Origin of the sequence: Streptomyces sp. GMY02 (genome assembly GCF_019056675.1) — a bacterium.
Classification (GTDB): Bacteria; Actinomycetota; Actinomycetes; order Streptomycetales; family Streptomycetaceae; genus Streptomyces; species Streptomyces odonnellii.
The window spans coordinates 7,954,724-7,978,586 of record NZ_CP077658.1 but is presented as its reverse complement, the minus strand read 5'-3'; the positions used below and the strand labels follow the sequence as shown (position 1 = coordinate 7,978,586).

Sequence of the window (23,863 nt, the reverse complement as noted above, 5' to 3'; positions counted from 1 at the left end):
CAGCGGGCAACCATTTTCTACAGTGCTGTAGATTTTGGTTTACGGTCACCGGGGAGCCGAGCAAGCGCCCCCGGACACGGGAAAGGGAAACGACATGGGTGTGAGCCTCGGCAAGGGCGGCAATGTCTCGCTGAGCAAGGAAGCCCCGGGACTGACCGCGGTACTGGTCGGGCTGGGCTGGGACGTACGTACGACCACGGGCGCCGACTACGACCTCGACGCCAGCGCCCTGCTGCTCAACGACTCCGGCAAAGTCGCCTCCGACCGGCACTTCATCTTCTACAACAACCTGACCAGCCCGGACGGTTCGGTGGAGCACACCGGGGACAACCTCACGGGCGAGGGCGAAGGCGACGACGAGTCCATCAGGGTCGACCTGGCCTCCGTACCCGCGGACATCACGAGGATCGTTTTCCCGGTGTCGATCCACGACGCCGAAGACCGCGGCCAGAGCTTCGGCCAGGTGCGGGGTGCCTTCATCCGGGTGGTGAACCAGGCGGGCGGCGCCGAGATCGCCCGCTACGACCTGAGCGAGGACGCGGCGACCGAGACCGCGATGGTCTTCGGCGAGCTCTACCGGCACGGGACGGAGTGGAAGTTCCGCGCGGTCGGCCAGGGTTATGCGTCCGGCCTGGCCGGTATCGCCGCCGACTTCGGCGTGGCCGTCTGACAAGCCGTACGTACGAACGAGCCGGGTCCGGTCGGTCACCTGGCCGGCCGGACACGTCCTGACCCCTCCCGCTCCAGGCCCTGTCCGCCCGGCAGGGCCTAGAGGTTGTAGCCGCCCGATACCTCGATGTTCTGAGCGGTGACCCAGCGGCTCTCGTCGGAGACCAGTGTCGCGATCATCGCTCCGATGTCGTCGGGTTCGCCGACCCGGCCGAGCGCGGTCTTCGCCGCGAGGGCCGGGACGACCTCGGGGAACCGGCTGAAAGCGTCGTCGCCGATGCGGGTGCGGGTCGATCCCGGCGAGACGGCGTTGACACGGATGCCCCGTGTGCTGAATTCCTTGGCCATGTACCGGGTCAGCACGTCCAGGCCGCCCTTCATCGACGCGTAGACCGAGTAGCCGGGCTCCACGCCGGTGGCCGTCGTCGCCGAGCTGCTGCTCGTGTTGACGATGGCCCCGCCGTCCGCGATCAGGGGCAGCAACCGCTGCGTCAGGAAGTACGGTCCCTTGAGCAGCACCCGCATGAGGCCGTCGAACATCTCCTCGGTCATGTCCTCGATCAACGACGTCTGTGCGAAACCCGCGTTGTTCACCAGGTAGTCGAAGGTGTCGCGCTGCCAGGTGTCGCGCAGCGCACCGGCCACCGAGTCACGGAAAGCCGCGAAGGTACCTGACTCACCGACGTTCAGCGGCAGTGCGACGGCGGTGCCGCCCTCCTTCTCGATGGCGGCGGCCGTTTCCAGCCCTCCTTGCGGGTTGTTGGCGTAGGTCAGGATGACTCCGGTTCCGCGCCGGGCGATCTCGATCGCGGCGCTCTGTCCGATGCCGGAGCTGGCGCCCGTGACGATGGCGACCTTCATGGTGTGTTCCTCCTGGGGATGCGGTCGTGCTGACGTGTAGGTGCGTCTGGGTGCGTGCGTATGCGTACGTGAGTGAGTGAGCGGGCAGCGCTATGCGGCGGAGGCCGGGGGCAGGACTCTGGCAAGCCAGTCGGTACGGGTCCGGCGGGCCGTGGCCGAGATCCGCGCCTGCGGGTAGAGCGCGTCGAACCCGTGGAAGCCGCCCGCCCAGACGTGGAGTTCGGCCTGACCGCCGGCCGCCCAGATGCGGGTGGCGTAGTCGGCGTCCTCGTCGCGGAAGACCTCGGCGGAGCCGGTGTCGACGTACGTGGTCGGCAGCCCCGAAAGGTCGCCGGCCAGCGAGGGCGAGACGTATACGGGTATCTCGTCGTCGGTGAGGTCCCCGAGGACACAGCGCCATCCGAACTCGTTCATCTCGCGCGTCCAGACGCCGGGCCCGTCCGCGTACTGGCGGCTGGAGGTGCTGGTGCCGCGGTGGTCGAGCATGGGGCAGATCAGCATCTGCGCGGCGATCGCCGGGGTGCCGAGGTCGCGGGCCAGCAGGGTGACACCGGCGGCGAGGCCGCCGCCCGCGCTGGCTCCGGCGACGACGATCCGGGCGGGATCGATGCCCAGTTCGGCGGAGTGCTCGGCGACCCAGAGCAGTCCCTGGTAGCAGTCGTCGACCAGGGTGGTGCCGGTCGCCTCCGGCGCGAGCCGGTAGTCGACGGAGACCACGACCGCGCCGAACTCGTCGAGCCACTCCAGCGGGATGTCGATCTGCGAGAAGCGGTCGCCCATGACCATCCCGCCGCCGTGCATCCAGTAGACGCAGGGTGCGGCAGTGGTGCGATCGGTGTCCGCGGGGCTGAAGACCGACAGGGGGATCGGGGCGCCGTCCTTGGCGGGCACGGTGACCTCGCGCCGCTCGACCTGCCGGTGAGCGAGGAGGGACTCGACGGGGGCCGACGGGAGCCGGCGCAGTTGTGCGAGTACTTCCGGGCTGAGCTGGGACATGAGGGGCATGTCGGCGAGCAGCTCGCTCAGTTCGGGGTCCAGGCCGGGTCGTGCCGTGATCATGGTGCCGCCTTTCGTGGGGTGGTGCCGAACGGGGTGTCGTCGTACGGGGTGTTGTCGCACGGGGCGTTGGTACGGGGCGATCCGTGGGTCAGAAGGCAGCCCTGCCACGGACCGGCACGTAGTCGGTGTACTCGGACTCCTTGGCCAGCAGACCGTCGATCCGCGCCACGATGGCCTGGGCGGCCTCACCCGCGAAGATCCGGTGGTGGTCCTCCTCGCTGGTCCAGCCCTCGGTGACATGGACGACGTCCGGGTCGGACGCGGAACGGGAGACGAGGTAGACGACGCAGTGCTCGCTCGCGCCGGGGCTTCCCTCGGCCAGGCCGGTCAGCAGCAGGTCGACCAGCCGGTCGCCCATTCCGGGCTTGGCGGTCAGGGTGGCGTTGAAGCCGTAATGGGCGATCATGGATGCCTTCTTCCACAGGGATGGGATTTCGTGTTTGACGCACCTGATGGAGTGCGGTGATTCCATTCAACCCGCGTGATCTGCGGAAACGTTAGAACGATGCTCGCTCGGGCTTGCACGATCCTCGCGATGACGGGAGCCGTGGCGCGCAATGGTGCTGCAATGGACACATGCATCTCGAAGAGCTACGCACCCTGCTGGCCCGGCATGCCCGGCCCGACTGGACCACCGCCGTCGACGGCGTCCTCATCTCGAAGGTCGACCAGTCGGATCCGCCGGCGCCCTCGATGACCGGCACCGTGCTGGCGGTCATCGCCCAGGGCGCCAAACGGCTCGCTCTGGGCGACCGGGTGTACGAGTACGGCGCCGGGCAGTACCTGGTCGCGTCGGTCGACCTGCCCGTGACCGGACAGTTCACCCAGGTGGTGCCGGGGCGGCCGGCGCTGGGGTTCGGTCTCCTGCTCGAACCGTCCGTTGTCGCCGAGTTGCTGCTGAAGGCCGGGCCCGAAGAGACTCCCCGTATCGGCGGAGGCGCGCCGTCGGGGATCGCCGTCAGCGATGCCCCGGCCGCGCTGCTCGACGCGGTGGTCCGGCTGCTGCGCCTGCTCGACGAGCCCAGGGACCGCGCCGTACTGGCCCCGCTGATCAAGCGCGAGATCCTGTGGCGCCTGATCACCGGCGAGCAGGGGGCGACGGTCCGCCAGCTAGGACTGGCCGACAGCAGTCTCAGCCATGTGTCCCGGGCCGTGCGCTGGATCCGCGAGCACTACGCGCAGCCGTTCCGGGTCGAGGATGTCGCGCGGCTGTCCGGCATGAGCGTCTCCGCCTTCTACCGCAACTTCCAGGCGGTGACGGCGATGAGCCCCATCCAGTTCCAGAAGCAGATCCGCCTTCAGGAGGCCCGGCTGCTGCTCGCCACCCACCCGGGCGACGTCACGGGAGTGGGCCAGCGCGTCGGCTATGACAACGCGTCACAGTTCAGCCGTGAGTACCGCCGCCAGTTCGGCGCACCCCCCAGCCAGGACGCCGTCCGCCTCCGCAGCGGCGTCCGCTCCCCCGCCGGGGTCCTTCCCTGAGCGGGCCGACGCGGCCGGCATCACCATCGATCAACCCCTTGTGCCCGGTCCCGGGCACCGCCGAATTCCGCCACCGCCTCGAACAGATGGAGTGACTGCTCAACGACGCCCTCGCGGGAGAATTGGAAACTGCCGTCCGCCCAGTTCAGGAGAATCTGGTTCACGCCTCCGACCACGGCCATGGACATCGCGGTGATATCGATTCCTGGGTCGGGCCAGTCCTCGCGGAGCAGCGACTCCACCAGGCCGGCCATGTGCCGCATCCCGCGCCGCCGCTCCTTCGCGGCGAGCGGGCCCGCCGCGAGGGACTCGATGAGCTTGACATGCCCCTTGCGCGGATCGTCGGTGACTCCGCGGGCCAGCACGTCGAGTATGCCCCGCGCCCTGTCTTGACGGGTTCCAGCCGTATCGAGGACGTCCTGGCACCCGGCGAGTTCTTCCTGGTTGATCTCTTTGAGGATTTCCGCCATCAACTCGTCGAGAGATGAGAAGTTCTCCGCGAAATATCTGTCCTGCAGCCTGCTGCGGCGCAGCACCGCGCGGATCGACGTCCGGGGATATCCCTGGGTGTGGAACAAATCGAGCCCGGCTTCCATGATGCGGCGCCGCCGTGCCGAGACTCGTTCCTCAGCGGTCATACCGTCATAAGTTCTCATTCGATCAGACTCCTCGGGCTCCCTGCGCCCCACACACCATCTGATGGCACGCGCCACCAGATAGGTGTACCGTCAATGACATCAGGACTAAACCAGACATATTGCCGCCCGGTGGACCACCACTGCCGGTGGTCGTCGGAACGGGGCGCGCCCGATACAGCGCAACTGAGAGAAGCACTTGCCATGAATGTGAATCACCTGTTCATCGGGGGGAAATGGACAGCACCGGCCGGCGGCGACACCATCGCCGTCACATCCGCCAGTACCGGTGAATATCTGGGCTCGGCTCCGGCCGGAGTGGAGTTGGACGTCGACCGCGCCGTCCAGGCGGCCCGCTCCGCGTTCGACGGACCGGGCGGGTGGCCCACCTGGGAGCCGGAGCGCCGCGCCGCGGCGATGACGCGGCTCGCGGAGGCGCTGGACGCCGGAAGCGAGACGATGGCGCGCACCATCAGCGCACAGAACGGCATGCCGGTCTCCACCGCCGAGCTCTACGAGGGCCAGGTCCCGGCCATGCTGCTGCGCTATTACGCCGGCTTGGCCGTCGACGCGTCCGGCGAGGAGCATCGCGTCGGCCTGCCCCAGGGCACCACGGTGGTCCGCCGGGACCCCGTGGGCGTGGTGGCGGCCGTCATGACCTGGAACTTCCCCCAGACCATGGCCTTCTTCAAGGTCGCTCCCGCCCTGGCCGCGGGCTGCACGCTCGTACTCAAGCCTGCGCCGCAGACGGTGCTGGACCCGGCGCTGCTGGCGGGCGCGATCGAGACGGCGGGCTTCCCCGAGGGTGTGATCAACATCGTGCCCGGCGGTCCTGACGTAGGCGCGTACCTGGTCTCGCACCCCGGCGTCGACAAGGTGTCGTTCACCGGATCGACCGCGGCGGGCCGTCGCATCGCCGCCGCGTGCGCGGAGCTGCTACGGCCGGTCACCCTGGAGCTGGGAGGCAAGTCGGCCGCGGTCATCCTCGACGACGCGGACCTGGACTCCCATACCGAACAGCTCTTCATGGCCAGCCTGATCAACAACGGCCAGACCTGCTACGCGAGCACCAGGATCCTCGCCCCCCGCAGCCGCTATCCCGAGATCGTGGAGCTCTACACCGCCATGGCACGAGGCGCGGTGGTGGGCGACGCGCTCGACCACGCCACGCAGATCGGCCCCCTCGTCAGCGCCCGGCAACGGGACCGCGTGGAGGGCTATGTCCGCAAGGGCCTCAGCGAGGGTGCCCGGCTGACCACGGGCGGGGGCCGGCCGGCCGGACTCGACCGGGGCTGGTTCGTCGAACCGACCATATTCGCCGACGTGGACAACTCGTCCACCATCGCGCAGGAAGAGATCTTCGGCCCTGTCCTGACCATCACGCCGTACGACGGTGAGGACGAGGCCGTTCGCCTCGCCAATGACTCGGCGTACGGACTGGCAGGCACGGTATGGACCTCCGACCTCGACCGGGGCGCCCGCGTCGCGCGGCGCATCCGTACCGGCACCGTGGGACTCAACGGCTACCTCCCCGACATCACCTCGCCCTACGGCGGCATGAAGGCCAGCGGACTCGGCAGGGAACTGGGCCCCGAGGGGCTCCGGGCGTACCAGGAACTCCAGTCGATCTTCCACCCATGACCGCCATGGAAAGCTACGACTACATCATTGTCGGCGCCGGGAGCGCCGGGTGCGTACTCGCCAACCGACTCAGCCGCGACAGCTCCGCCCGTGTGCTCCTGCTCGAAGCCGGAAGCCCCGACACCGACGAGAACCTGCGCATACCGGCCGCGCTCGGAACGCTGTTCAAGTCGGACATGGACTGGAACTACCGGACGGTGGAGCAGTCACCGCCGGGCCGTACGTTCTACTGGCCGCGGGGCAGGACCCTGGGCGGATCGTCGTCCACCAACGTCATGATCTACATCCGCGGCAACAGGCACGACTACGACGGCTGGCGCGACGACTTCGGCGCGGAGGGCTGGGGCTACGACGATGTGCTCCCGTTCTTCGTGGCATCCGAATCCCACCACCGTCTCGGCCCGCCCTACCACGGGTCGGCCGGTCCGCTGCACGTCGAGGACCGCCTCTACACCCACGAACTCTCCCGCGCCTGGCTGGATTCGGCCCTGGACTGGGGCCTCGACCACAACGACGACTTCGCCGGGCCGTCGCCTCTCGGCGCCGGCCCGTACCAGGTGACATGCCACAACGGGCGTCGCTGTTCCACCGCCGACGCCTATCTGCGCCCGGTGCTGACCCGTCCCAATCTCACCGTACGGTCCGACACGCTGGTGACGCGGATCGTTCTCGCGGGTTCCAGGGCGACCGGCGTGTCCTGCCTCGCGGACGGAGCGGAGGAGACCGTGTACGCCGACGCGGAGGTTGTCGTCTGCGCGGGAGCCGTCAACTCGCCGCAGCTACTGCTGCTGTCCGGGATGGGTCCCCCGGACGACCTCCGGGCCCTGGACATCGAGGTACGGGTACCACTGCCAGGAGTCGGGCGGAATCTGCAGGATCAACTGCTGGCCCCCATCGTCTGGGAGACCAGGAACTCCAGCGACATCGTCCGGGACCTGCTCACACCGGAGCATCTGGAACTGTGGCGCACCACCGGTGGCGGGCCGTTCGCCTCCAATTACGGAGAGGTCGGCGCGTTCCTCAGCGCCACCGAAGGCGGGGACAGGCCCGACATCCAACTGACCGGCGGGGCCACGGCCTTGATCCTCAGCGGAGAGGAGGTGCCTCGGCGTCCGGTGTTCACGATGAACTCGACCGTCCTGAATCCGGTGACGCGCGGGACCGTCCGTCTCGCGTCGGCCGATCCCCGGGCACACCCGCTCATCGATCCCCGGTACTTCGACGATCCAACGGATCTGAACCTGTTGACCGAGGGGCTTCGGGCGATGACCGGCATCGCCCACTGCCCGCCCTTCGCCGACCACCTCGCCCGCCCGTACCTTCCGGACACCGTCGACCTCGACTCCCTCGACGACGCGGCGTGGCAGGACCACATCCGCAGGTGGAGCGCCACGTGCTACCACCCGGTGGGAACATGCGCCATGGGTGACGGCGCGGAGTCCGTGGTGAACCCCCAGCTCAAGGTGCACGGTGTGGACGGCCTGCGCGTCGTGGACGCCTCGGTCATGCCAACGGTGACCAGCGGAAACACCAACGCGCCCACCATCATGATCGCGGAGAAGGCCGCCACCCACATCCGCGCGCATGCTCAGCCGGGCAGGTCCTGAACCGCGTCGAGCAGCAGTTTCGCGGCCACCGTCGTCCCGTCGGGGCGGATCGTGGCGGCCTCGGCCGCCGCCCGGTCGCGGGTCGCGGGGGTCAGGGCCGTCTTGAGCGCGGCGGACAGGGACTCGAAGGTCGGGGTCGGACCGTCGTGTGCCGTGCCGATGCCCAGTTCGGCCACGCGGCCTGCCCAGTACGGCTGGTCCACCGCCTGGGGTACCACCACCTGGGGCGCGCCGGTCCGGGCCGCCGTCGTCGTCGTACCCGCGCCGCCGTGATGCACCACGGCGGCCACCTGGCCGAACAGTGCCTGATGGTTGACCTCGCCGACGACATGACAGTCGTCCCGGTCGTCGATCAGGGCCAGGTCCGCCCAGCCACGGGCCACGACCGCGCGGCGGCCCTGCGCGCGGATCGCCTCGACGGACACCTGGGCCGCGTCCGCCGAGTGGTGCATGGGCATGCTGCCGAAGCCCACGTACACCGGTGGTTCACCGGCCTCCAGGAATGCCACCAGCCCGGCCGGGAGCGGGCGTTCGTCCGGCAGGAACCACGCACCGGTCTGCACCACGTCCAGGTCCGCCGGCTCCTGCCACGGGTCCAGGAGCGGGTCCGTCGCCAGCCACGGCCGGTCGCCGATGACATAGTCGCGGACGTTGTCCACCGGGGGCAGGCCGACCGACTCCCGGTTCATGTTGAGCGCCTCGCCGAACAGCGCGTCGATGCTCCGCGCGTCCAGGTCCCACAGCACCCGGTTGTCGGTCACCTCCGGTGGGAACGGCCGGCCCGGATACGCCAACGGCGGATGGTGCGGCGACGGCAGAGTGAGCTTCTGGAAGGTCACGTAGACGGAGCGGATGCCCAGTTTCTCGGCCACCGACCGCGCGCCGGCCGCAGCGGGCATCACGCCGGTCGCCACCAGCGCGTCACATCCGTCGGCCGCCGCGGTGACCGCGTCGAACTGGCCGGTGATCATCTCGGCCGCGCGCCGGGGCAAGTCTGCCGCCGATGACGACGACGGCGCCGCGGTCGTCAGCGCTCGCGCCGACCGTCCGAAGGGCATCAGCGGTACGCCGACCCCGGCCAGCCGCTGCGCGAAGTCGTCGTCCGGCGGTGCGCACACCCGTACCTCCGCGCCGAGTTCCCGCAATCGCACCGCGAGGGCCACCAAGGGTTCGACATCCCCACGCGACCCGTACGTCGACAACAACACACGCACTTCGTGACTCCCGTTTCCGCAGGTTCCGGCCTCGGCGGGTGATTCTGCGGCACAACCGGGGCCTTGCCGCAAGCCCCCCGGTGCGCTATACGTTGAGCATGGCAAGGAGCGGACGACCTCCTTGCCTTTTCCTTTTTCCGTCCGCTTCGTCCCCTCCGCCCGCTCCCTGCGCTTGCGCTTCGTGCGCCCCATGCGCCGCGGACAGAGCGCACGGACACCCTCCTCACGCATCGGCGGCACTCCGCGCACGGCGGCCGGCCAGGCCGAGGCCATGGCTCGGCATGCGGACCGCTGCTCCGAATGGCCTGATGGATGGAGTGAGGAAAGGAGTGGACCGATGGGTTCGACCACGGGTTATGACTATGTCGTCGTGGGCGCGGGGACGGCCGGATGCGTGCTCGCCGCGCGGCTGACGGAGGACGAGAACGTCCGGGTGCTTCTGCTGGAGGCCGGTGCCCGGGATCCGCTGGAGCTGATGGCTGTGCCGGGTGCCTGGCCGGCGCTGATGGGGAGTACGGCCGACTGGGGCGGTACGACCGTCGTACAGGCGTCGACGGGAACGGCGATTCCGGCGCCCCGCGGACGAGGGCTGGGGGGTTCCTCCAGCATCAACGGGCTGAACTTCATCCGTGGCCATCGCTCCAGCTACGACATATGGCCCGAGCAGGGCGCCACGGGATGGGGATTCGACGATCTCCTGCCGTACATGCGGCGGAGTGAAACGGCCGAGGGCCACGATCCCGCGCTGCGCGGCCAGGACGGTCCACTGACCGTAGGGCCTCCGGCCGAGCCCAATCCCCTGGTGGCCGCGTGTGTCGACGCGGCGGTGGAGACGGGGTACGCGCGCGCGGACGACATCAGTGACGGTCTGGAGACAGGTTTCGGCTGGTGCGACAACAACATCGCGGACGGCGTACGCCAGAGCTCGGCCGACGCGTATCTCAGGCCGGTCATGGCCCGGGCGAACCTCGATGTGGTGACCGATGCCCTTGTACTGCGCCTGGTGGTGACCGACGGCCGGTGCCGGGGGGTCGAGTACGCGAAGGACGGTGTGATCCGCTCCGCGGAGTGCGCCGAGGAGGTCGTGGTGACGGCGGGCACGATCGGTTCCGCTCAGCTACTGCTGCTGTCCGGAATCGGACCGGCGGACCATCTGCGCGCGGTGGGAGTGAACGTGGTGCTCGACCTGCCGAGTGTGGGGGCCAATCTGCACGACCATCCCATGTCGACCCTCACGTACACCACCCGGCGGCCCGTCCCGCGGAACATGAGCAATCCCCCGGGTGAAGCGATGGGGATGGTACGGACCGGCCCCGACGTCGCCGTACCGGATCTGCAGATCCTGTTCGCGAGCCTCCCCTACCGCGCCCCGTCTCTGCCGGGGCCCGAGAGCGGTTACACGATCGCCTTCTCGGCGGTGAGTCCCCGCAGCCGTGGATCGGTACGTCTCGCGAACGCAGAACCCGGAGCGACGCCCCTGGTGGACCCCGACTACCTCGGCGACAGCCGCGACATCGAGACGATGACAACCGGTCTGCGTGTGGCACGTCGGATCGGCGAGGCGGACGCGCTGAGTGCCTGGCGGGACGAAGAGGCGCTGCCGGGCCCCGGCACGAGCGACGGCGACGCCTTCCACGACTACCTCGGCAGGAGCCTGCTGGTGTACTTCCATTACGCGGGCACCTGCCGCATCGGCCCGGACGAAACCACCTCCGTCGTCGACCCCGCCCTCCGGGTACGGGGAATCACCGGGCTCCGGGTGGCGGACGCGTCCGTCATGCCGTCCATCGTGAACTCCAACACGAACGCGGCTGTCTACGCGATCGCCGAACGCGCCGCCGCTCTCATCAAGGGGCAGGCGACCGCCCGTCGTTGACGGACCTCGGCCGGCCGGGCGCCGGTGTCAGTGTGAGGACCATCGTCATGCCGCCGCCCGGGGTGTCCTCGGCCGTGAGGGTCCCGCCCATGGCCTCGGTGAATCCGCGGGCCACCGCGAGGCCGAGACCGACCCCGGCGCCGCGCGGGGCGTCCCCGTACTGCTGGAAGGGCGCGAAGATACGGTCCTTGGCCTCGTCCGGGACGCCTGGTCCCTGATCCGCCACCCGCATCTCCACCCGGTCCACGATGGCACTGGCCGACACCAGTACCCGCTCGCCGGCCGGGCTGTACTTGACCGCGTTCTCGACGATGTTGGCCACCACGCGCTCCAGGAGTCCCGGATCGACGGCGACCATCGGCAGGTCCTCCGGGATGTCGAGTACGACGCTGTGCTCGGGTACGCCGCCGAGCGCCATCGGAATCACCTCGTCCAGGTCGATCTCACGGATGACGGGCGTCACCGTGCCGGTCTGGAGCCGGGAGATGTCGAGCAGGTTGCCCACGAGGTGGTCGAGGCGGTCGGCGCCGTGCTCGATACCCGCCAGCAGCTCCGCCTCGTCCTCCTCGGACCAGTCCACGTCGTCGGAGCGAAGAGACGTCACGGACGCCTTGATGCCCGCCAGTGGTGTCCGCAGATCATGGCTGACAGCCGCCAGCAACGCGGTACGGATACGGTCCCCTTCGGTGTACCGGCGTGCCTGTTCGGCCTCGCCGACGAGGCGTTGACGGTCGAGTACGACGGCGGCCTGGGCGGCGAAGGCGGCGAGCACGCGGCGGTCCTCCGCCGGCAGCGCCCGTCCGGTGAGCGCGAGCGTCATGTCGTCGCCGATCGGCATGTCGACGTCGGCGTCCTCGGGATGGCCGGCCGGCTCCGGGCCCGCGCTTCCCGTACGGGTCCAGGGTCCCGTGCCGCCGGTCCGTTCCAGAAGCGCCACGGACCGCATGACGAAAGTCTCGCGGACCCGTTCGAGGAGGGCGTCCAGGGCCGTCTCACCGCGCAGCACGCTGCCCGCGAGAAAGGAGAGGATCTCGGACTCCGCCCGCAGACGCGCCGCCTGCTGGGTGCGGCGGGCCGCCAGGTCCACCACCGAGGCCACAGCGACCGCCACCAGTACGAAGACCGAGATGGCGACGATGTTCCTCGGATCGGCGATCGTGAGGCGGTGGATCGGCGGGGTGAAGAACCAGTTGATGACGACCGAACTCAGGGCCGCCGAGGCAAGCGCCGGGAGGAATCCCCCGAGCAGGGCCGCGGCGACCGTCAGCGACAGATACAGGAGCATGTCGTTGGCGAGGCCGAGGTCCGTGTCGATGTGCGTCAGCAGCAGCGACAGCAGGAGCGGGCCGGCCAGACCGGTCAGCCAGCCCCACACCCTCCGGGCCCTGCCGAGCCGCGCTCCGCGTGCCACCGGCAGTCCGCGCCGTTTCACCGCCTCCTCGTGGGTGACGATGTGGACGTCCAGGTCCGGTCCGGAGTCGCGGGTGGTGATCGCCCCGACGCCCGGGCCGAAGATGTACTGCCAGGCACGGCGGCGGCTCGAACCAAGCACGATCTGAGTGGCGTTGACACCGCGGGCGAACCCCAGGAGCGACGCCGGGACGTCCTCGCCGACGACATGGTGGAAGGTGCCGCCCAGGTCCTCGACCAGGGTGCGCTGAGTGACCAGTTCTCTGGGCGAGGCGGAGCTCAGGCCGTCACTTCTCGCCACGTACACCGCCAGTACCTCGCCGCCGGCGCCCTTCTCGGCCAGCCGGACGGCGCGGCGGATGAGCGTACGGCCCTCGGGACCGCCGGTCAGGCCGACGACGATGCGCTCGCGCGAGCCCCAGATCGTGGAGACCCGGTGTTCGCTCCGGTACTCCTGAAGGTATTCGTCGACCCGGTCGGCGACCCAGAGCAGCGCCAGCGCGCGCAGGGCGGTCAGACTGCCCGGGCGGAAGTAGTGCGAGAGCGCCGCGTCGACCTTGTCGGGCGTGTGGATGTTGCCGTGGGCCATCCGGCGCCGCAGGGCCTGGGGCGACATGTCGATCAGCTCGATCTCGTCGGCGCGCCTGACCACCTCGTCGGGCACGGTCTCGCGCTGCCGTGCCCCGGTGATCGACTCGACGATGTCCCCGAGCGACTCCAGGTGCTGGATGTTGAGGTTCGTGATGACGTCTATGCCCGCGTCGAGCAGTTCTCCGACGTCCTGCCAGCGCTTGGTGTTGCGCGAGCCCGGGACATTGGTGTGGGCGAGGTCGTCGACGAGGGCGACGGCCGGGCGGCGCTCCAGGACCGCGTCCACGTCCAGCTCGGTGAAGACCGCGCCCCGGTATTCGGTCTCGCGGCGCCGGATCTGTTCCAGCCCGTGCAGCATCGCTTCCGTACGCGGCCGGCCGTGATGCTCGACGAACGCGGCGACGCAGTCGGTGCCCCGTTCGATACGCCGGTGCGCCTCGGACAGCATCGCGTACGTCTTGCCGACACCCGGCGCGGCGCCGAGATAGACGCGGAGTTTGCCTCGGGCCATGATTCCGGTCCCTGTCGTTCGTCTGCGGTGAGGTCGTCTGCGGTCGAGGGGGATCACACCTCGAAGCGGTATCCCATTCCCGGCACGGTGATGAGGCTCCGGGGGTGTGCCGGATCCGCTTCGAGCTTGCGCCTCAAGTGCGCCATATGGACACGGAGATAGTTGCTCTGTGTCCGATGGGCGGGGCCCCAGACCTCCTGGAGCAACTGGCGCCGGCTGACGAGCCGCCCGCGGTTGCGCGTCAGAACTTCCAGCAGGTGCCATTCGGTCGGTGTGAGGCGGATGTCGTTCCCGTCGCGCTGTGCCTTCTTCGCCGGCAGATCCAGTGTGAATCCGTTGGCGGTGACGACCGCGGTGCCGTCGGAGCACGAGTCTGGATCCGCCCGGCGGGTCGCGGCCCGCAGCCTCGCGAGGAGTTCCTCCATGGCGAAGGGCTTGGTGATGTAGTCGTCCGCACCCGCGTCGAGCGCGGCCACCTTCTCGTCGGACGTACTGCGGGCCGAGACCACCAGGACCGGCGCCCGGGACCAGGCTCGTAATGCTTTCATCACCTGGATACCGGACATGTCGGGCAGTCCGAGGTCCAGCAGGACGGCGTCGGGCGGAAGCACCGAGGCGAGTTGAAGCGCGGTCCTCCCGTCCGGCGCGACATCGGTCTCGTATCCCCGAGCCCTCAGACTGATCTCAAGGGCCCGCGCGAGCTGCGGCTCGTCCTCCACGACCAGCACCCGGGACATTCGTGCGGCATCTTCCCCGGACGCTCCGGCCCGCTCGGGTGCGCGGAAGTCGTCCGATTCCGGGGCCGGGGCAGGAGCCGGTGGTACGGGGGGCCTGCTGCGGAGCGTGAGCTCCTGCCCCCTGCGGTAACACGGTCACTTGGCTGTGAGTTCCTTGAGTGCGATTTCGGGCTGGGACATGGAAATACCGGTGCGGGCAGGCCGACGCGGAGCCGAGTGCGCCGGGCGGCGATCCCCGGATGCTCCGCAACGGAGTGCCGGACGGACGTCCTGAGGAAACCGCCTCGTACCGGATTCCCGTCTCTCGTTGACGGCGCTCTTACGGCCGTCGCCGCGTACTTGACGTTTTCCTTACGCCGTCGTCCTCACGCGGCTCGAAGAGGTGACGGCGATCGCAGGGCGGGGCGTCCAGGAGCCCGGCACCGGCCCTGCCGCCTTCGCGTCCCAGGCCCATCCGCGCCTGCGTAAAGGGTCCATATGCGTCCCATCAGGAACGACCGGCACCACGTCAGTGGTCCGTCAACACGCGCTTTGGGGCCTGGCCTCGTCCTTAGCATCCTGGCATGCGACGACGCGTCATCCGCTCCCCGCGTGAACAGCACAGCACGCGTGAACAGCACAACACCGACCGCACCGCACGTGGGAGACCTGTCGCGCACGACACCGGCTGGGCCGGGAACGCGCGGGCCGCCGTCGGCTGTGCCCTGCTGCTTCTTGTTCTGCTGCTGGCAGTGGACACCAGTGCCGGCACCATCAGCGGGCCACGTGGCGCGCTGTGGGCAACACTCGCCGTTCTGCTGTTCGTTGTGCTGTGGCCGGCGAAGGTGACCGCGGGACCGGGCCGGCTGTCCTCGCGCGGTCTGCTCGTCGAGCGGCGGGTGCGGACAGACCGTCTCACCTCGGTCCACTGGTCCGACGGTGTCTCACAGCGGCTCGTGCTGCGGGACGAAAACGGCGGACGGGTCGAGATCGACGCACGGGTCCTCGTCGCCAACCCCGAGCTGTGGCACCTGCTGGACACGGACGCCCGCGCCGCGACTGCGGCCGGAACCCTCTCGCACGGGGTGATGGCGCTACGGCAACTGTCCGAGCGCGTCGACCGCGAGACGGCCCTCACGGTCTTCAAGGTCTCCGGCGTCGAGTAGTCCTCTCCTCCTCCGCCGGCGCCACCTCCGGCCGCCGCGCCCACGGGGCAGGATCTCCAGGCCCGCGAGCTTCTCCTCGGTGTGCCGGCGCCCGTGGCATTCGACGAATGCCACGACGGCATCCGTGCCGCGCTCCGCCCTGCGACTGCCTGCCTGCCTCCAGCATCCGGTACGTCTTGCCGACACCGGTCGCGGCACCGAGGAACACCTTCAGTCTCCCGGGCCCTTTCGGTCCTCTCGGCCTGGCATCCGGCTCCGCCACCGCACACACCTCCTGTTACCGGACTCGACACGACCCGCTGAGCCCGCTCTCGTTCGACAGGTCGCGGGCATGCCCCGCACCGGCTCAGTTCGTGAGCGTTCCTTCCGCGAGTGCGCTGAGGGACAGTGCGGGAAGGAAGTTGAGGAGCGCCAGGATGACGGCCGCTCCGGTGGCCAGGACGACGAAGTTGACACCTTGCGGACGCAGTGTGCCGACGGTCACAACACCCGGCTGCTGTGCGGCCAGTCGGCCCGCCAGCGCCAGGACACACGCCATCGGCAGATAGCGGCCGAGCAGCATCGCCACCACCATCAGCGGATTGTGGAAGTCGGTGGCGCCGTTGAAGCCGGCCATCGCACTGCCGTTGCTGTTGGTGTTGCTGGTGTACGCGTAGATCAGTTCGGTCAGGCCGTGGGCTCCCGGGTTGCCCATGGACGTCTGTCCGTGCCCCAGCGAGAGCGTGAGGCCCGTACAGGCCAGGATCACGGTGGGCGGGACGAGGGCATACATCACGACGTACCGCATTTCGCCGAAACCGAGGCGCTTGCACAGGTATTCGGGGGTGCGGCCGACCATGAGCCCGCCGATGAAGACGGCTACCAGGACCACCATGATCAGCCCGTACAGGCCGCTGCCAGTGCCGCCGGGTGCGATCTCGCCGAGCATCATCGCGGCGAGGAGCACACCGCCGCCCAGGCTGGAGAAGCTGTCGTACGAGGCGTTGGCCGCGCCGTCCGCGGAACCTGTGGCCGCGACACCGAAGAGGGTGGAGCCGGGGATTCCGAACCGGGTCTCGGTGCCTTCGTACGGCCCTCCGACCGCCTCGGTCACCGTGCCGGTGCGGGCGCTCTGCGCGAGGGTGCCCGCGGCGAGCAGCAGGCCGAAGAGGATGGAGACCACGGAGAGCAGTGTCCAGCTCTGCTTCAGGCTGCCGGTCATCCTGCCGTACATACGGACGCAGGCCGTCGGGATCAGCAGCATCAGCACGATCTCCACCGCGTTGGTCCATGCGGACGGGTTCTCGAAGGGGTGCGCGCTGTTGGCGTTGAAGACTCCGCCGCCGTCCCCGGACATCAGCTTCAGTGCCTCCCAGGAGGCAGCGGGCCCGCCGGGGAGCGTCTGCCGCCCGCCCGCGGCCGTGGTGACGGTTTCCGGGGCGCCGAGGCTCTGGACGACGCCTCCCGCCATCAGGATCAGGCCGGCGACGACGGCGATCGGAAGCAGGATCCGGAGGACGGTACGCAGGAGATCGACCCAGAAGTTGCCGAGGTCGGAGGTCGAGTGCCGGACCAGGCCGCGTATCAGCGCGAGAGCCGCGCAGATGCCGACAGCGGCGGAGGCGAAGGCCTGGACGCCCAGGCCGGCCATGACGGCGAGATGCCCCGTCGTCGATTCACCCGCGTAGTTCTGCCAGCTCGTATTGGTGGTGAAGGAGACGGCCGTGTGCAGTGCGAGGCGCCACGGCATGCCCTCGTGCCCGGTCGACCAGGGCAGTGTGTCCTGGAGGGTGAAGAGGGCGAAGAGTGCCGCGATGCTCATCACCGAGAAGGCGAGCAGGGCGGTGAGGTAGTGCCGCCATGTCTGTTCCTTGTCGGGGTTGATTCCGCAGAGACGGTACAGAGCCCTCTCCGCCCTGCTGTGTCTCCCACCGTCGAGGACGCGGGCCATGTGGTCGCCCAGCGGGATGTGCAGTCCCGCCACGACGGCGAGGACGAGCGATGCCTGGATCCAGGCCGCCATGGTCAGGCCCCTTGCTTCGGGTAGGTGCGGTCGAGCGCGATGTTCAACTCGACGACATTGACGGCAGGTTCACCGAGTGCGCCGAGTGCGCGGCCGGTGGTGTACTTCTTGATCAGCTTTTGTACGGAGGTCTCGTCGGTGCCGCGCTCCCGTGCGATGCGCGGGGTCTGCAATGCGGCGTACGCGGGGCTGATGTGCGGGTCGAGACCACTGGCGCTCGCTGTGACGGCGTCGGCGGGGACGACCGGGTCGGCCGGTGCGTCACCCCGTACGGGAACGGTCACGGCACGGCTGTAGTCCGCGCCGGGCCTGGCGCACTCGACCGGAACCCCTTCGTGGAAAGGGCGGAACGGCTTGGCCGGGCACGGCTGGTCGAGGCTGACGACCCGGGTGACACGACCGCTCGTACCGCCGCTGTGGAACACACCGAGGACCGCGCCGACACCGTCGGACGTGCAGTACGGGCGTGAGCCGTCGACGCCTTCGAGGTCGCCGACCGCCTTGCTGCGGCCGCACACCAGGGTGAGCAGACTCGGCTTGTCCTGGGCGTCCACGACGCTCTCCGGGCCCTGATTGCCGGCGCCGGACGCCGAAGCGTCGTACCCCGTACCGGCGTTGGAGGGCCGCGGCTGGAAGTACTTCTCGATCGGATGTCCCTTTTCGTCGGCGAAGGACTGGCCGATCAGCGAGCTGCCCGCGTCCTCGCCGCCGGGGCCCTCGACCCGGGAGCCCCGTGCGCTGTCGCGCAGTCCGGGTATCTGTGCGGCGGCCGTCATGGCCAGCGGATAGAGCAGGCCGGTCAGCAGTGTGAGGACGAGGACGACGCGTACGGCGGCGATGTGCTGGGCGAGCCAGTGCGGCAGTCGTTGGTTCATGTCAGATCCCCGGGATGAACTGGACGAGGGCGAAGTCGATGAGCTTGATGGCCAGGAACGGCGCGATCACACCGCCGAGTCCGTAGATCCACAGGTTCCGGGTGAGCAGGGCGGAGGCACTGCTCGGCCGGTAGCGCACACCGCGCAGGGCGAGCGGGATCAGCGCCACGATGACCACCGCGTTGAAAATGACCGCGGAGAGGATCGCGGACAGCGGCGAGTGAAGATTCATGATGTCGAGCCGTTCGAGCCCCGGATACACCGCCACGAACATCGCGGGAAGGATCGCGAAGTACTTGGCGATGTCGTTGGCGATGGAGAACGCGGTCAACGCGCCCCGGGTGATGAGGAGTTGCTTGCCGATCTCGACGATCTCAATGATTTTCGTGGGGTCGGAGTCCAGGTCGACCATGTTGCCGGCCTCCTTGGCGGCCGACGTACCGGTGTTCATCGCGACACCGACGTCCGCCTGGGCCAGCGCGGGCGCGTCGTTGGTGCCGTCGCCGGTCATCGCGACAAGGTGCCCGCCCGCCTGTTCGCGCTTGATCAGGGCGAGCTTGTCCTCGGGGGTCGCCTCCGCGAGGAAGTCGTCGATGCCCGCCTCCTCGGCGATCGCCTTCGCGGTACGCGGGTTGTCGCCGGTGATCATCACCGTACGGATGCCCATGCGGCGCAGTTCGGCGAAACGTTCACGCAGGCCCGGCTTGACGACGTCCTTGAGGTGAATGACACCGAGCACCTCGGCCGTACCGTCGCTGCTCAACTCCGCGACCGCCAGGGGCGTTCCGCCCGCCGACGACACCCGCTCCACACTCGCCCCAAGGGCGGCAGGCACCTCACCGCCGTGCCCGCGTACCCATGCCACCACGGAAGCCACCGCGCCCTTGCGCAGCCGCTGTCCCGTGGGCAGGTCGATGCCCGACATCCGGGTGGTGGCGCTGAACGGCACCCACTCGCCACCGTGGACGTCACGGGTGTCTTCAACAACCGTGTGGTGTGCGTCATTGACGTACTCGACGATCGAGCGGCCCTCGGGCGTCTCGTCGGCGAGGCTGGACAGCAGTGCCACCTTGGCGAGCCGGTCCATGGAAACACCACCGACCGGCAGGAACCCGCTCGCGCGCCGGTTGCCATGGGTGACGGTGCCGGTCTTGTCGAGCAGCAGCATATTGACATCGCCTGCCGCCTCGACCGCCCTGCCGGACATGGCCAGTACGTTGCGCTGCACCAGGCGGTCCATGCCCGCGATCCCGATCGCGGAGAGCAACGCGCCGATGGTGGTGGGAATCAGGCAGACGAGGAGCGAGACCAGGACGATGCCGGTCACACCGTCCGAGGTGAGCGCGGCGGTGTCGGGCGCGGCCGCCATGGACCCCTTGGAGAAGATCGCCATTGGCTGAAGTGTCACCACCGCCACCAGGAAGACGAAGGTCAGCATGACGAGCAGCAGATTCAGTGCCAGCTCATTGGGGGTCTTCTGCCGGTTGGCACCCTCGACCAGGGAGATCATGCGGTCCAGGAAGCTCTTCCCGGGCTCCTGGGTGATCTTCACGACCAGTCGGTCGGACAGGACCCGCGTACCGCCGGTGACAGCACTGCGGTCGCCGCCGGACTCACGGATGACCGGTGCGGACTCACCGGTGATCGCGGACTCGTCAACGCTCGCCGCGCCCTCGATGACATCGCCGTCACCGGGAACCAGCTCCCCGGCCGGAACGGAAACGATGTCGCCGCGCCGCAACTCCGAGGCAGCGACACTCACTTCCCGATACGAAGCCCGGCTCGTGCCCGGTTCCCAGCCGGTCAGGCGCCTGGCCCGCGTCTGCTGCCGGGTCTTCCGGAGTGTGTCGGCCTGCGCCTTGCCGCGGCTCTCGGCGACGGCCTCGGCGAGGTTCGCGAAGACCACGGTCAGCCACAGCCAGCCGGTGATCAGCCAGCCGAACGGAGTGGGGTCGACGATCGCGATTCCGGTGGTGAGAGCGGCGCCCACCTCGGTCACGAACATGACCGGGTTACGGAACAGCGTGACCGGATCGAGCTTGCGCAACGCCTCGGGGAGTGCGCGCCACAGTTGTCCGGGATCGAGCATGCCGGCGCCGACGCGGCGCGGCCGTTCGGCGCCGGCGGACCGTGCGTCCCGTACCGCGACGGGCCTGACCGGAGCGGGAGCGGACATCAGGAGCGCTCCGGCGTGCTCGGGGCCACCATCAGGCGGGCAACCGAGTTGGCGGCCACGATCAGGCCGGCGGTGTTTTCGCGGGTCATCGAGACCTCGTCCTCATGCTTGGGGAATTTAGGTGATCCTGGGGGCTGCCCGCGGCAGGCGCGGAACGCCACTTCGCCGAGGGGTACTCGGCGGGGACGGGGCACGGGCGGCTTGCCCAGGGCGGGTATCAGCGAGTCCGACGCGGATCCAGCACGGCATTCGGTCCCGGGGCCTCGGGGTGATCAGCCTGAGACAACGCTGTTGCTCCTTGGGGACGACGACCTGTGCCGCCCGGTCGGACCTGCGGTGGGCGCGCTTCGGTGACGCTATGCCCGGTAGTCGGTGGGAGCCGTGTTGCTTACGGGCGCTTGATACGCGAACCCCCGGACGTAACGCGATACATACGGGAGGCGGGCGGTTCGACCACTCGGACGCCACAACGCGGTGTGCGGAGTCGGCGGCTCAACCGTTCGGGCCCTGCCGTCGCGGGAGTTCCCGCGACGGCAGAGCCAGTGACGGGCGCGGGGGCGGGGAAGGACACCCCCGCGCGTCGGCCGTCGGAGACGCGACCGGAGGAACGCCTCCCGGGATGAGGTCACGCACCGGCGACCGCCCCAACGCGAGAGACCCCCGGTTCGTGCTCATCGGGCCGAGCCCACCATCAGCGGCCCGCTGTCCGTCCGATCGCCTGATTCTCAAGGTACGAGCGGACGTTGCGGCGGGTCTCGGCCACGTTGTCGCCGCCGAACTTCTCCGCGACGGCGTCCGCGAGGACCAGTGCGACCATCGCCTCGGCGACGATCCCGGCCGCCGGTACGGCGCACACGTCGGAGCGCTGGTGGTGGGCCCGCGCCGCCTCACCGGTGCTCACGTCCACGGTCGCCAGCGCGCGCGGCACGGTCGCGATCGGCTTCATGGCAGCCCGCACCCGCAGCAACTCACCGGTCGTCAGACCACCCTCGGTGCCGCCGGAACGACCCGACGCCCGCTTGATGCCCTGATCGGTGGCGAGGATCTCGTCGTGCGCCCTCGAACCGGGCACGCGCGCCAGGTCGAACCCGTCGCCGACCTCCACCCCCTTGATCGCCTGGACACCCATCAGCGCGGCCGCGAGCTGGGCGTCCAGGCGGCGGTCCCAGTGCACGTGCGAGCCGAGGCCCACCGGCACGCCGTACGCCAGGACCTCCACGACTCCGCCGAGCGTGTCACCGTCCCGGCGGGCCCGGTCGATCTCCGCGACCATCGCCTTCGCCGTGTCCGCGTCCAGACAGCGCACCGGATCCGCGTCCAGCCTCTCCACGTCCGCGGGGGCCGGGTACACACCGTACGGCGCCTTCACGGCCGCCAGCCCGACGACGTGCGAGACGATTTCGATCCCGGCCGTCTCCCTGACATACGACCGGGCCACCGCGCCCAGGGCCACCCGCGCCGCCGTCTCCCGGGCGGAGGCCCGCTCCAGGACCGGACGGGCCTCGTCGAAGCCGTACTTCTGCATGCCCGCCAGGTCCGCGTGACCGGGCCTCGGCCGGGTCAGCGGCGCGTTGCGGGCCAGCCCGGCCAGGATCCGCGGATCCACCGGGTCGGCGGCCATGACCTGCTCCCACTTCGGCCACTCGGTGTTCCCGATCATGATCGCCACCGGCGAGCCCATGGTCAGACCGTGCCGTACACCGCCGAGGAACGTGACCTCGTCGCGCTCGAACTTCATCCGGGCACCGCGCCCATGGCCCAGGCGCCGACGGGCGAGGTGGTCCGCCACCATCTCCGTGGTGACCGGCACGCCGGCGGGAAGACCCTCCAGCGTCGCCACGAGTGCCCGGCCGTGGGACTCCCCCGCGGTCAGCCAGCGCAATCTGCTCAACGGACCACTCCGCCGGTGAAGCCGCCCGAGGACGAGAAGCCGTGCAGCCAGTCGACCTTGTCGTACAGGTCTGTCTCGGAGAAGGCGGACAGCATGGCGTTGCGCGCCGTCGCGTCATCGCCGGCGGGATGGTACAGCCGGGTGCCCATCTCACGGGCGACGAGCTGCGCATCGGCCGTGCGGTCGTAGCGCTCGGCGGCGTACTTCTCCAGTCGCGGGGCGATGGTGTCGGGGCCGACGTGGCGGTCGAGGAGCTCTCCGAGGACGACGGCGTCCTCAAGCGCCATGCAGGCGCCCTGGGCGGCGTACTGGAGCATGGGATGGGCGGCGTCGCCGAGGAGCGCCACCCGGCCGTCGGTCCAGCCGCCGACGGGGTCGCGGTCGCACAGGACCCATGTCCTCCAGTCCTCGCCGAGTTCCAGCAGGCGGCGGGTCGTGTCGCCCAGGCCGGGGAACTCCGACAGCACCTGGCTGCGTTCGACGGGCTCTCCCGCGACGGCGACGGTCGCTCCGTCGTCGCGGGTGGCGGCGAGATTCAGGTACCTGCCACCGCCGATGGCGTAGTGGACGAAGTGCCATTCGGGTCCGGCCCACAGGGTGACGGCGTTCCAGCGCAGGTCCTCGGGGACCCTCTCCATCGGGATCACGGAACGGTAGATGGTGTGGCCGGACACCCGTGGTTCGCCGTCGCCGACGAGTTGGGCGCGGACCGCCGAGCGGATGCCGTCCGCGCCGATCAGCGCGTCACCGGTGACCGGGGCACCGTCCGCCAGAGTGGCCGCGACCCCGGCGTCGTTCTGCACGTATCCGGTCACCGAGGCTCCCGCGACCAGCTCCACACGGGAGGCGGCGCGGCAGGCCCGCAGGAGCGGTTCGTACAGGTCGCCGCGGTGCACGACGGCGTACGGATTGCGGAAGCGGGCGCGGTACGACTCGGTGAGCGGCATACGGGCCACGCACACGCCCGACGTGCCGTCCATGAAACGCAGTTCGTCGATGAAGACGGCCTTGTCGCGGACGTCCGCGCCCACGCCGAGGCGGTCCAGGGCCCAGAAGGCGTTGGGGCCGAGCTGGATGCCGGCGCCGAGTTCCTCGAAGGCCCGGCGGCGTTCCAGCACGACGGCGTCGTGTCCCTGCCGTTCGACGCTCAGCGCGGCCGCCAGTCCGCCGATGCCGCCCCCGACGACAATGATCCTGGCCATGATGTGTCAGCAGTCCCTTCCCTGTCGTACGGACGGATGACGGCCCCGCGGAATGCGGACGCGTCACCTGGATGAGTCGTCACGTGGACAATGCCGAGGTGAATCCCAGTCGCCGCGGTTCGCCGTGGAAGCCGGGGAACGTCTTGGCCACGCACGCCGGATCGTCGAGGGTGACGCCACGGACGCGCAGCCCGAGCACCGAGAACGCCATGGCGATCCGGTGGTCGCGACGGCAGGCGATCAAGGCCCGCAGCAGTGCCCGGCTGGTGATGCCCCTGG

Annotated in this window: 18 protein-coding genes and 2 pseudogenes; 6 read left to right on the top strand and 14 right to left on the bottom strand. The window is 69.6% G+C overall.

The genetic code is table 11. The features are described 5' to 3' along the window. Nucleotides 1–94 precede the first annotated feature (94 nt). Nucleotides 95–670: a TerD family protein gene (locus KQY30_RS34025; RefSeq protein ID WP_217310357.1), complete on the top strand. Its 576-nt coding sequence runs from the start codon at nucleotides 95–97 to the stop codon at nucleotides 668–670. A 98-nt stretch (nucleotides 671–768) separates the two neighbouring features. On the opposite strand, the gene KQY30_RS34020 is transcribed toward KQY30_RS34025, so the two are convergent. From KQY30_RS34020 to KQY30_RS34010, 3 genes are all read right to left on the bottom strand, one after another. Continuing rightward, nucleotides 769–1,530 carry an SDR family NAD(P)-dependent oxidoreductase gene (locus KQY30_RS34020; RefSeq protein ID WP_217310356.1) on the bottom strand — a complete coding sequence of 254 codons (762 nt, stop codon included), beginning with the start codon at nucleotides 1,528–1,530 and terminating at the stop codon, nucleotides 769–771. A gap of 90 nt (nucleotides 1,531–1,620) precedes the next feature. After that, a complete protein-coding gene (locus tag KQY30_RS34015) occupies nucleotides 1,621–2,589 on the bottom strand; it encodes an alpha/beta hydrolase (protein WP_217310355.1) in 969 nt (322 codons plus the stop codon). 88 nt (nucleotides 2,590–2,677) lie between these two features. Further along, on the bottom strand, nucleotides 2,678–2,995 hold the full coding sequence (locus KQY30_RS34010) for a putative quinol monooxygenase (protein ID WP_217310354.1): 318 nt from the start codon (nucleotides 2,993–2,995) through the stop codon (nucleotides 2,678–2,680). A 170-nt stretch (nucleotides 2,996–3,165) separates the two neighbouring features. Here KQY30_RS34010 and KQY30_RS34005 point away from each other — a divergent pair, with 170 nt between their 5' ends. Continuing rightward, a complete protein-coding gene (locus KQY30_RS34005) occupies nucleotides 3,166–4,071 on the top strand; it encodes an AraC family transcriptional regulator (RefSeq protein ID WP_217310353.1) in 906 nt (301 codons plus the stop codon). 20 nt (nucleotides 4,072–4,091) lie between these two features. Here KQY30_RS34005 and KQY30_RS34000 read toward each other — a convergent pair whose 3' ends face one another. Then, nucleotides 4,092–4,727: a TetR/AcrR family transcriptional regulator gene (locus KQY30_RS34000; RefSeq protein ID WP_217310352.1), complete on the bottom strand. Its 636-nt coding sequence runs from the start codon at nucleotides 4,725–4,727 to the stop codon at nucleotides 4,092–4,094. A 183-nt stretch (nucleotides 4,728–4,910) separates the two neighbouring features. Here KQY30_RS34000 and KQY30_RS33995 point away from each other — a divergent pair, with 183 nt between their 5' ends. Both KQY30_RS33995 and KQY30_RS33990 read left to right on the top strand, forming a co-directional pair. Continuing rightward, on the top strand, nucleotides 4,911–6,347 hold the full coding sequence (locus KQY30_RS33995) for an aldehyde dehydrogenase (RefSeq protein WP_217310351.1): 1,437 nt from the start codon (nucleotides 4,911–4,913) through the stop codon (nucleotides 6,345–6,347). Beyond that, nucleotides 6,344–7,954: a GMC family oxidoreductase gene (locus KQY30_RS33990; RefSeq protein ID WP_217310350.1), complete on the top strand. Its 1,611-nt coding sequence runs from the start codon at nucleotides 6,344–6,346 to the stop codon at nucleotides 7,952–7,954. The genes KQY30_RS33995 and KQY30_RS33990 overlap by 4 nt, the downstream gene beginning before the upstream one ends. Here KQY30_RS33990 and KQY30_RS33985 read toward each other — a convergent pair. Beyond that, on the bottom strand, nucleotides 7,936–9,168 hold the full coding sequence (locus tag KQY30_RS33985) for a glycosyltransferase (protein ID WP_217310349.1): 1,233 nt from the start codon (nucleotides 9,166–9,168) through the stop codon (nucleotides 7,936–7,938). The two genes, KQY30_RS33990 and KQY30_RS33985, sit on opposite strands and share 19 nt — an antisense overlap. A 337-nt stretch (nucleotides 9,169–9,505) precedes the next feature. Between KQY30_RS33985 and KQY30_RS33980 the strand changes: the two genes are divergently transcribed. Next, nucleotides 9,506–11,044 (top strand): GMC family oxidoreductase, encoded by a 1,539-nt coding sequence (locus KQY30_RS33980; RefSeq protein WP_217310348.1) that lies wholly within the window; start codon nucleotides 9,506–9,508, stop codon nucleotides 11,042–11,044. On the opposite strand, the gene KQY30_RS33975 is transcribed toward KQY30_RS33980, so the two are convergent. Next, the gene (locus KQY30_RS33975; protein ID WP_217310347.1) at nucleotides 11,016–13,556 is read right to left on the bottom strand and encodes an ATP-binding protein; all 2,541 of its coding nucleotides are present in this window, start codon (nucleotides 13,554–13,556) and stop codon (nucleotides 11,016–11,018) included. The two genes, KQY30_RS33980 and KQY30_RS33975, sit on opposite strands and share 29 nt — an antisense overlap. A 53-nt stretch (nucleotides 13,557–13,609) precedes the next feature. Then, nucleotides 13,610–14,293 (bottom strand): response regulator transcription factor, encoded by a 684-nt coding sequence (locus KQY30_RS33970; protein WP_217310346.1) that lies wholly within the window; start codon nucleotides 14,291–14,293, stop codon nucleotides 13,610–13,612. A gap of 563 nt (nucleotides 14,294–14,856) precedes the next feature. On the opposite strand from KQY30_RS33970, the gene KQY30_RS33965 reads away from it, so the two are divergent. Next, complete coding sequence (locus KQY30_RS33965) at nucleotides 14,857–15,438, top strand: hypothetical protein (protein ID WP_367997460.1); 582 nt, start codon at nucleotides 14,857–14,859, stop codon at nucleotides 15,436–15,438. A 42-nt stretch (nucleotides 15,439–15,480) separates the two neighbouring features. Here the strand turns inward: KQY30_RS33965 and KQY30_RS36885 are convergent. From KQY30_RS36885 to KQY30_RS37565, 7 genes and pseudogenes are all read right to left on the bottom strand, one after another. Further along, a pseudogene (locus KQY30_RS36885) lies at nucleotides 15,481–15,700 on the bottom strand (hypothetical protein); the annotation flags it as partial. An 84-nt stretch (nucleotides 15,701–15,784) separates the two neighbouring features. Further along, the gene (gene kdpA, locus KQY30_RS33955; RefSeq protein WP_217310345.1) at nucleotides 15,785–17,440 is read right to left on the bottom strand and encodes a potassium-transporting ATPase subunit KdpA; all 1,656 of its coding nucleotides are present in this window, start codon (nucleotides 17,438–17,440) and stop codon (nucleotides 15,785–15,787) included. Nucleotides 17,441–17,442: 2 nt separating this feature from the next. Then, a complete protein-coding gene (locus KQY30_RS33950) occupies nucleotides 17,443–18,315 on the bottom strand; it encodes a potassium-transporting ATPase subunit C (protein ID WP_254407455.1) in 873 nt (290 codons plus the stop codon). Between the two features lies 1 nt (nucleotide 18,316). Next, the gene (kdpB, locus tag KQY30_RS33945) at nucleotides 18,317–20,404 is read right to left on the bottom strand and encodes a potassium-transporting ATPase subunit KdpB (protein ID WP_254407731.1); all 2,088 of its coding nucleotides are present in this window, start codon (nucleotides 20,402–20,404) and stop codon (nucleotides 18,317–18,319) included. A gap of 778 nt (nucleotides 20,405–21,182) precedes the next feature. Then, nucleotides 21,183–22,382, bottom strand: a complete 1,200-nt coding sequence (aroC, locus tag KQY30_RS33940) for a chorismate synthase (RefSeq protein ID WP_217310343.1) — start codon at nucleotides 22,380–22,382, stop codon at nucleotides 21,183–21,185. Then, nucleotides 22,379–23,584 carry a 3-hydroxybenzoate 6-monooxygenase gene (locus KQY30_RS33935; protein WP_217310342.1) on the bottom strand — a complete coding sequence of 402 codons (1,206 nt, stop codon included), beginning with the start codon at nucleotides 23,582–23,584 and terminating at the stop codon, nucleotides 22,379–22,381. Before KQY30_RS33935 ends, aroC begins: the two co-directional genes overlap by 4 nt. Before the next feature lie 79 nt (nucleotides 23,585–23,663). Continuing rightward, a pseudogene (locus KQY30_RS37565) lies at nucleotides 23,664–23,831 on the bottom strand (hypothetical protein); the annotation flags it as partial. Nucleotides 23,832–23,863 lie beyond the last annotated feature (32 nt).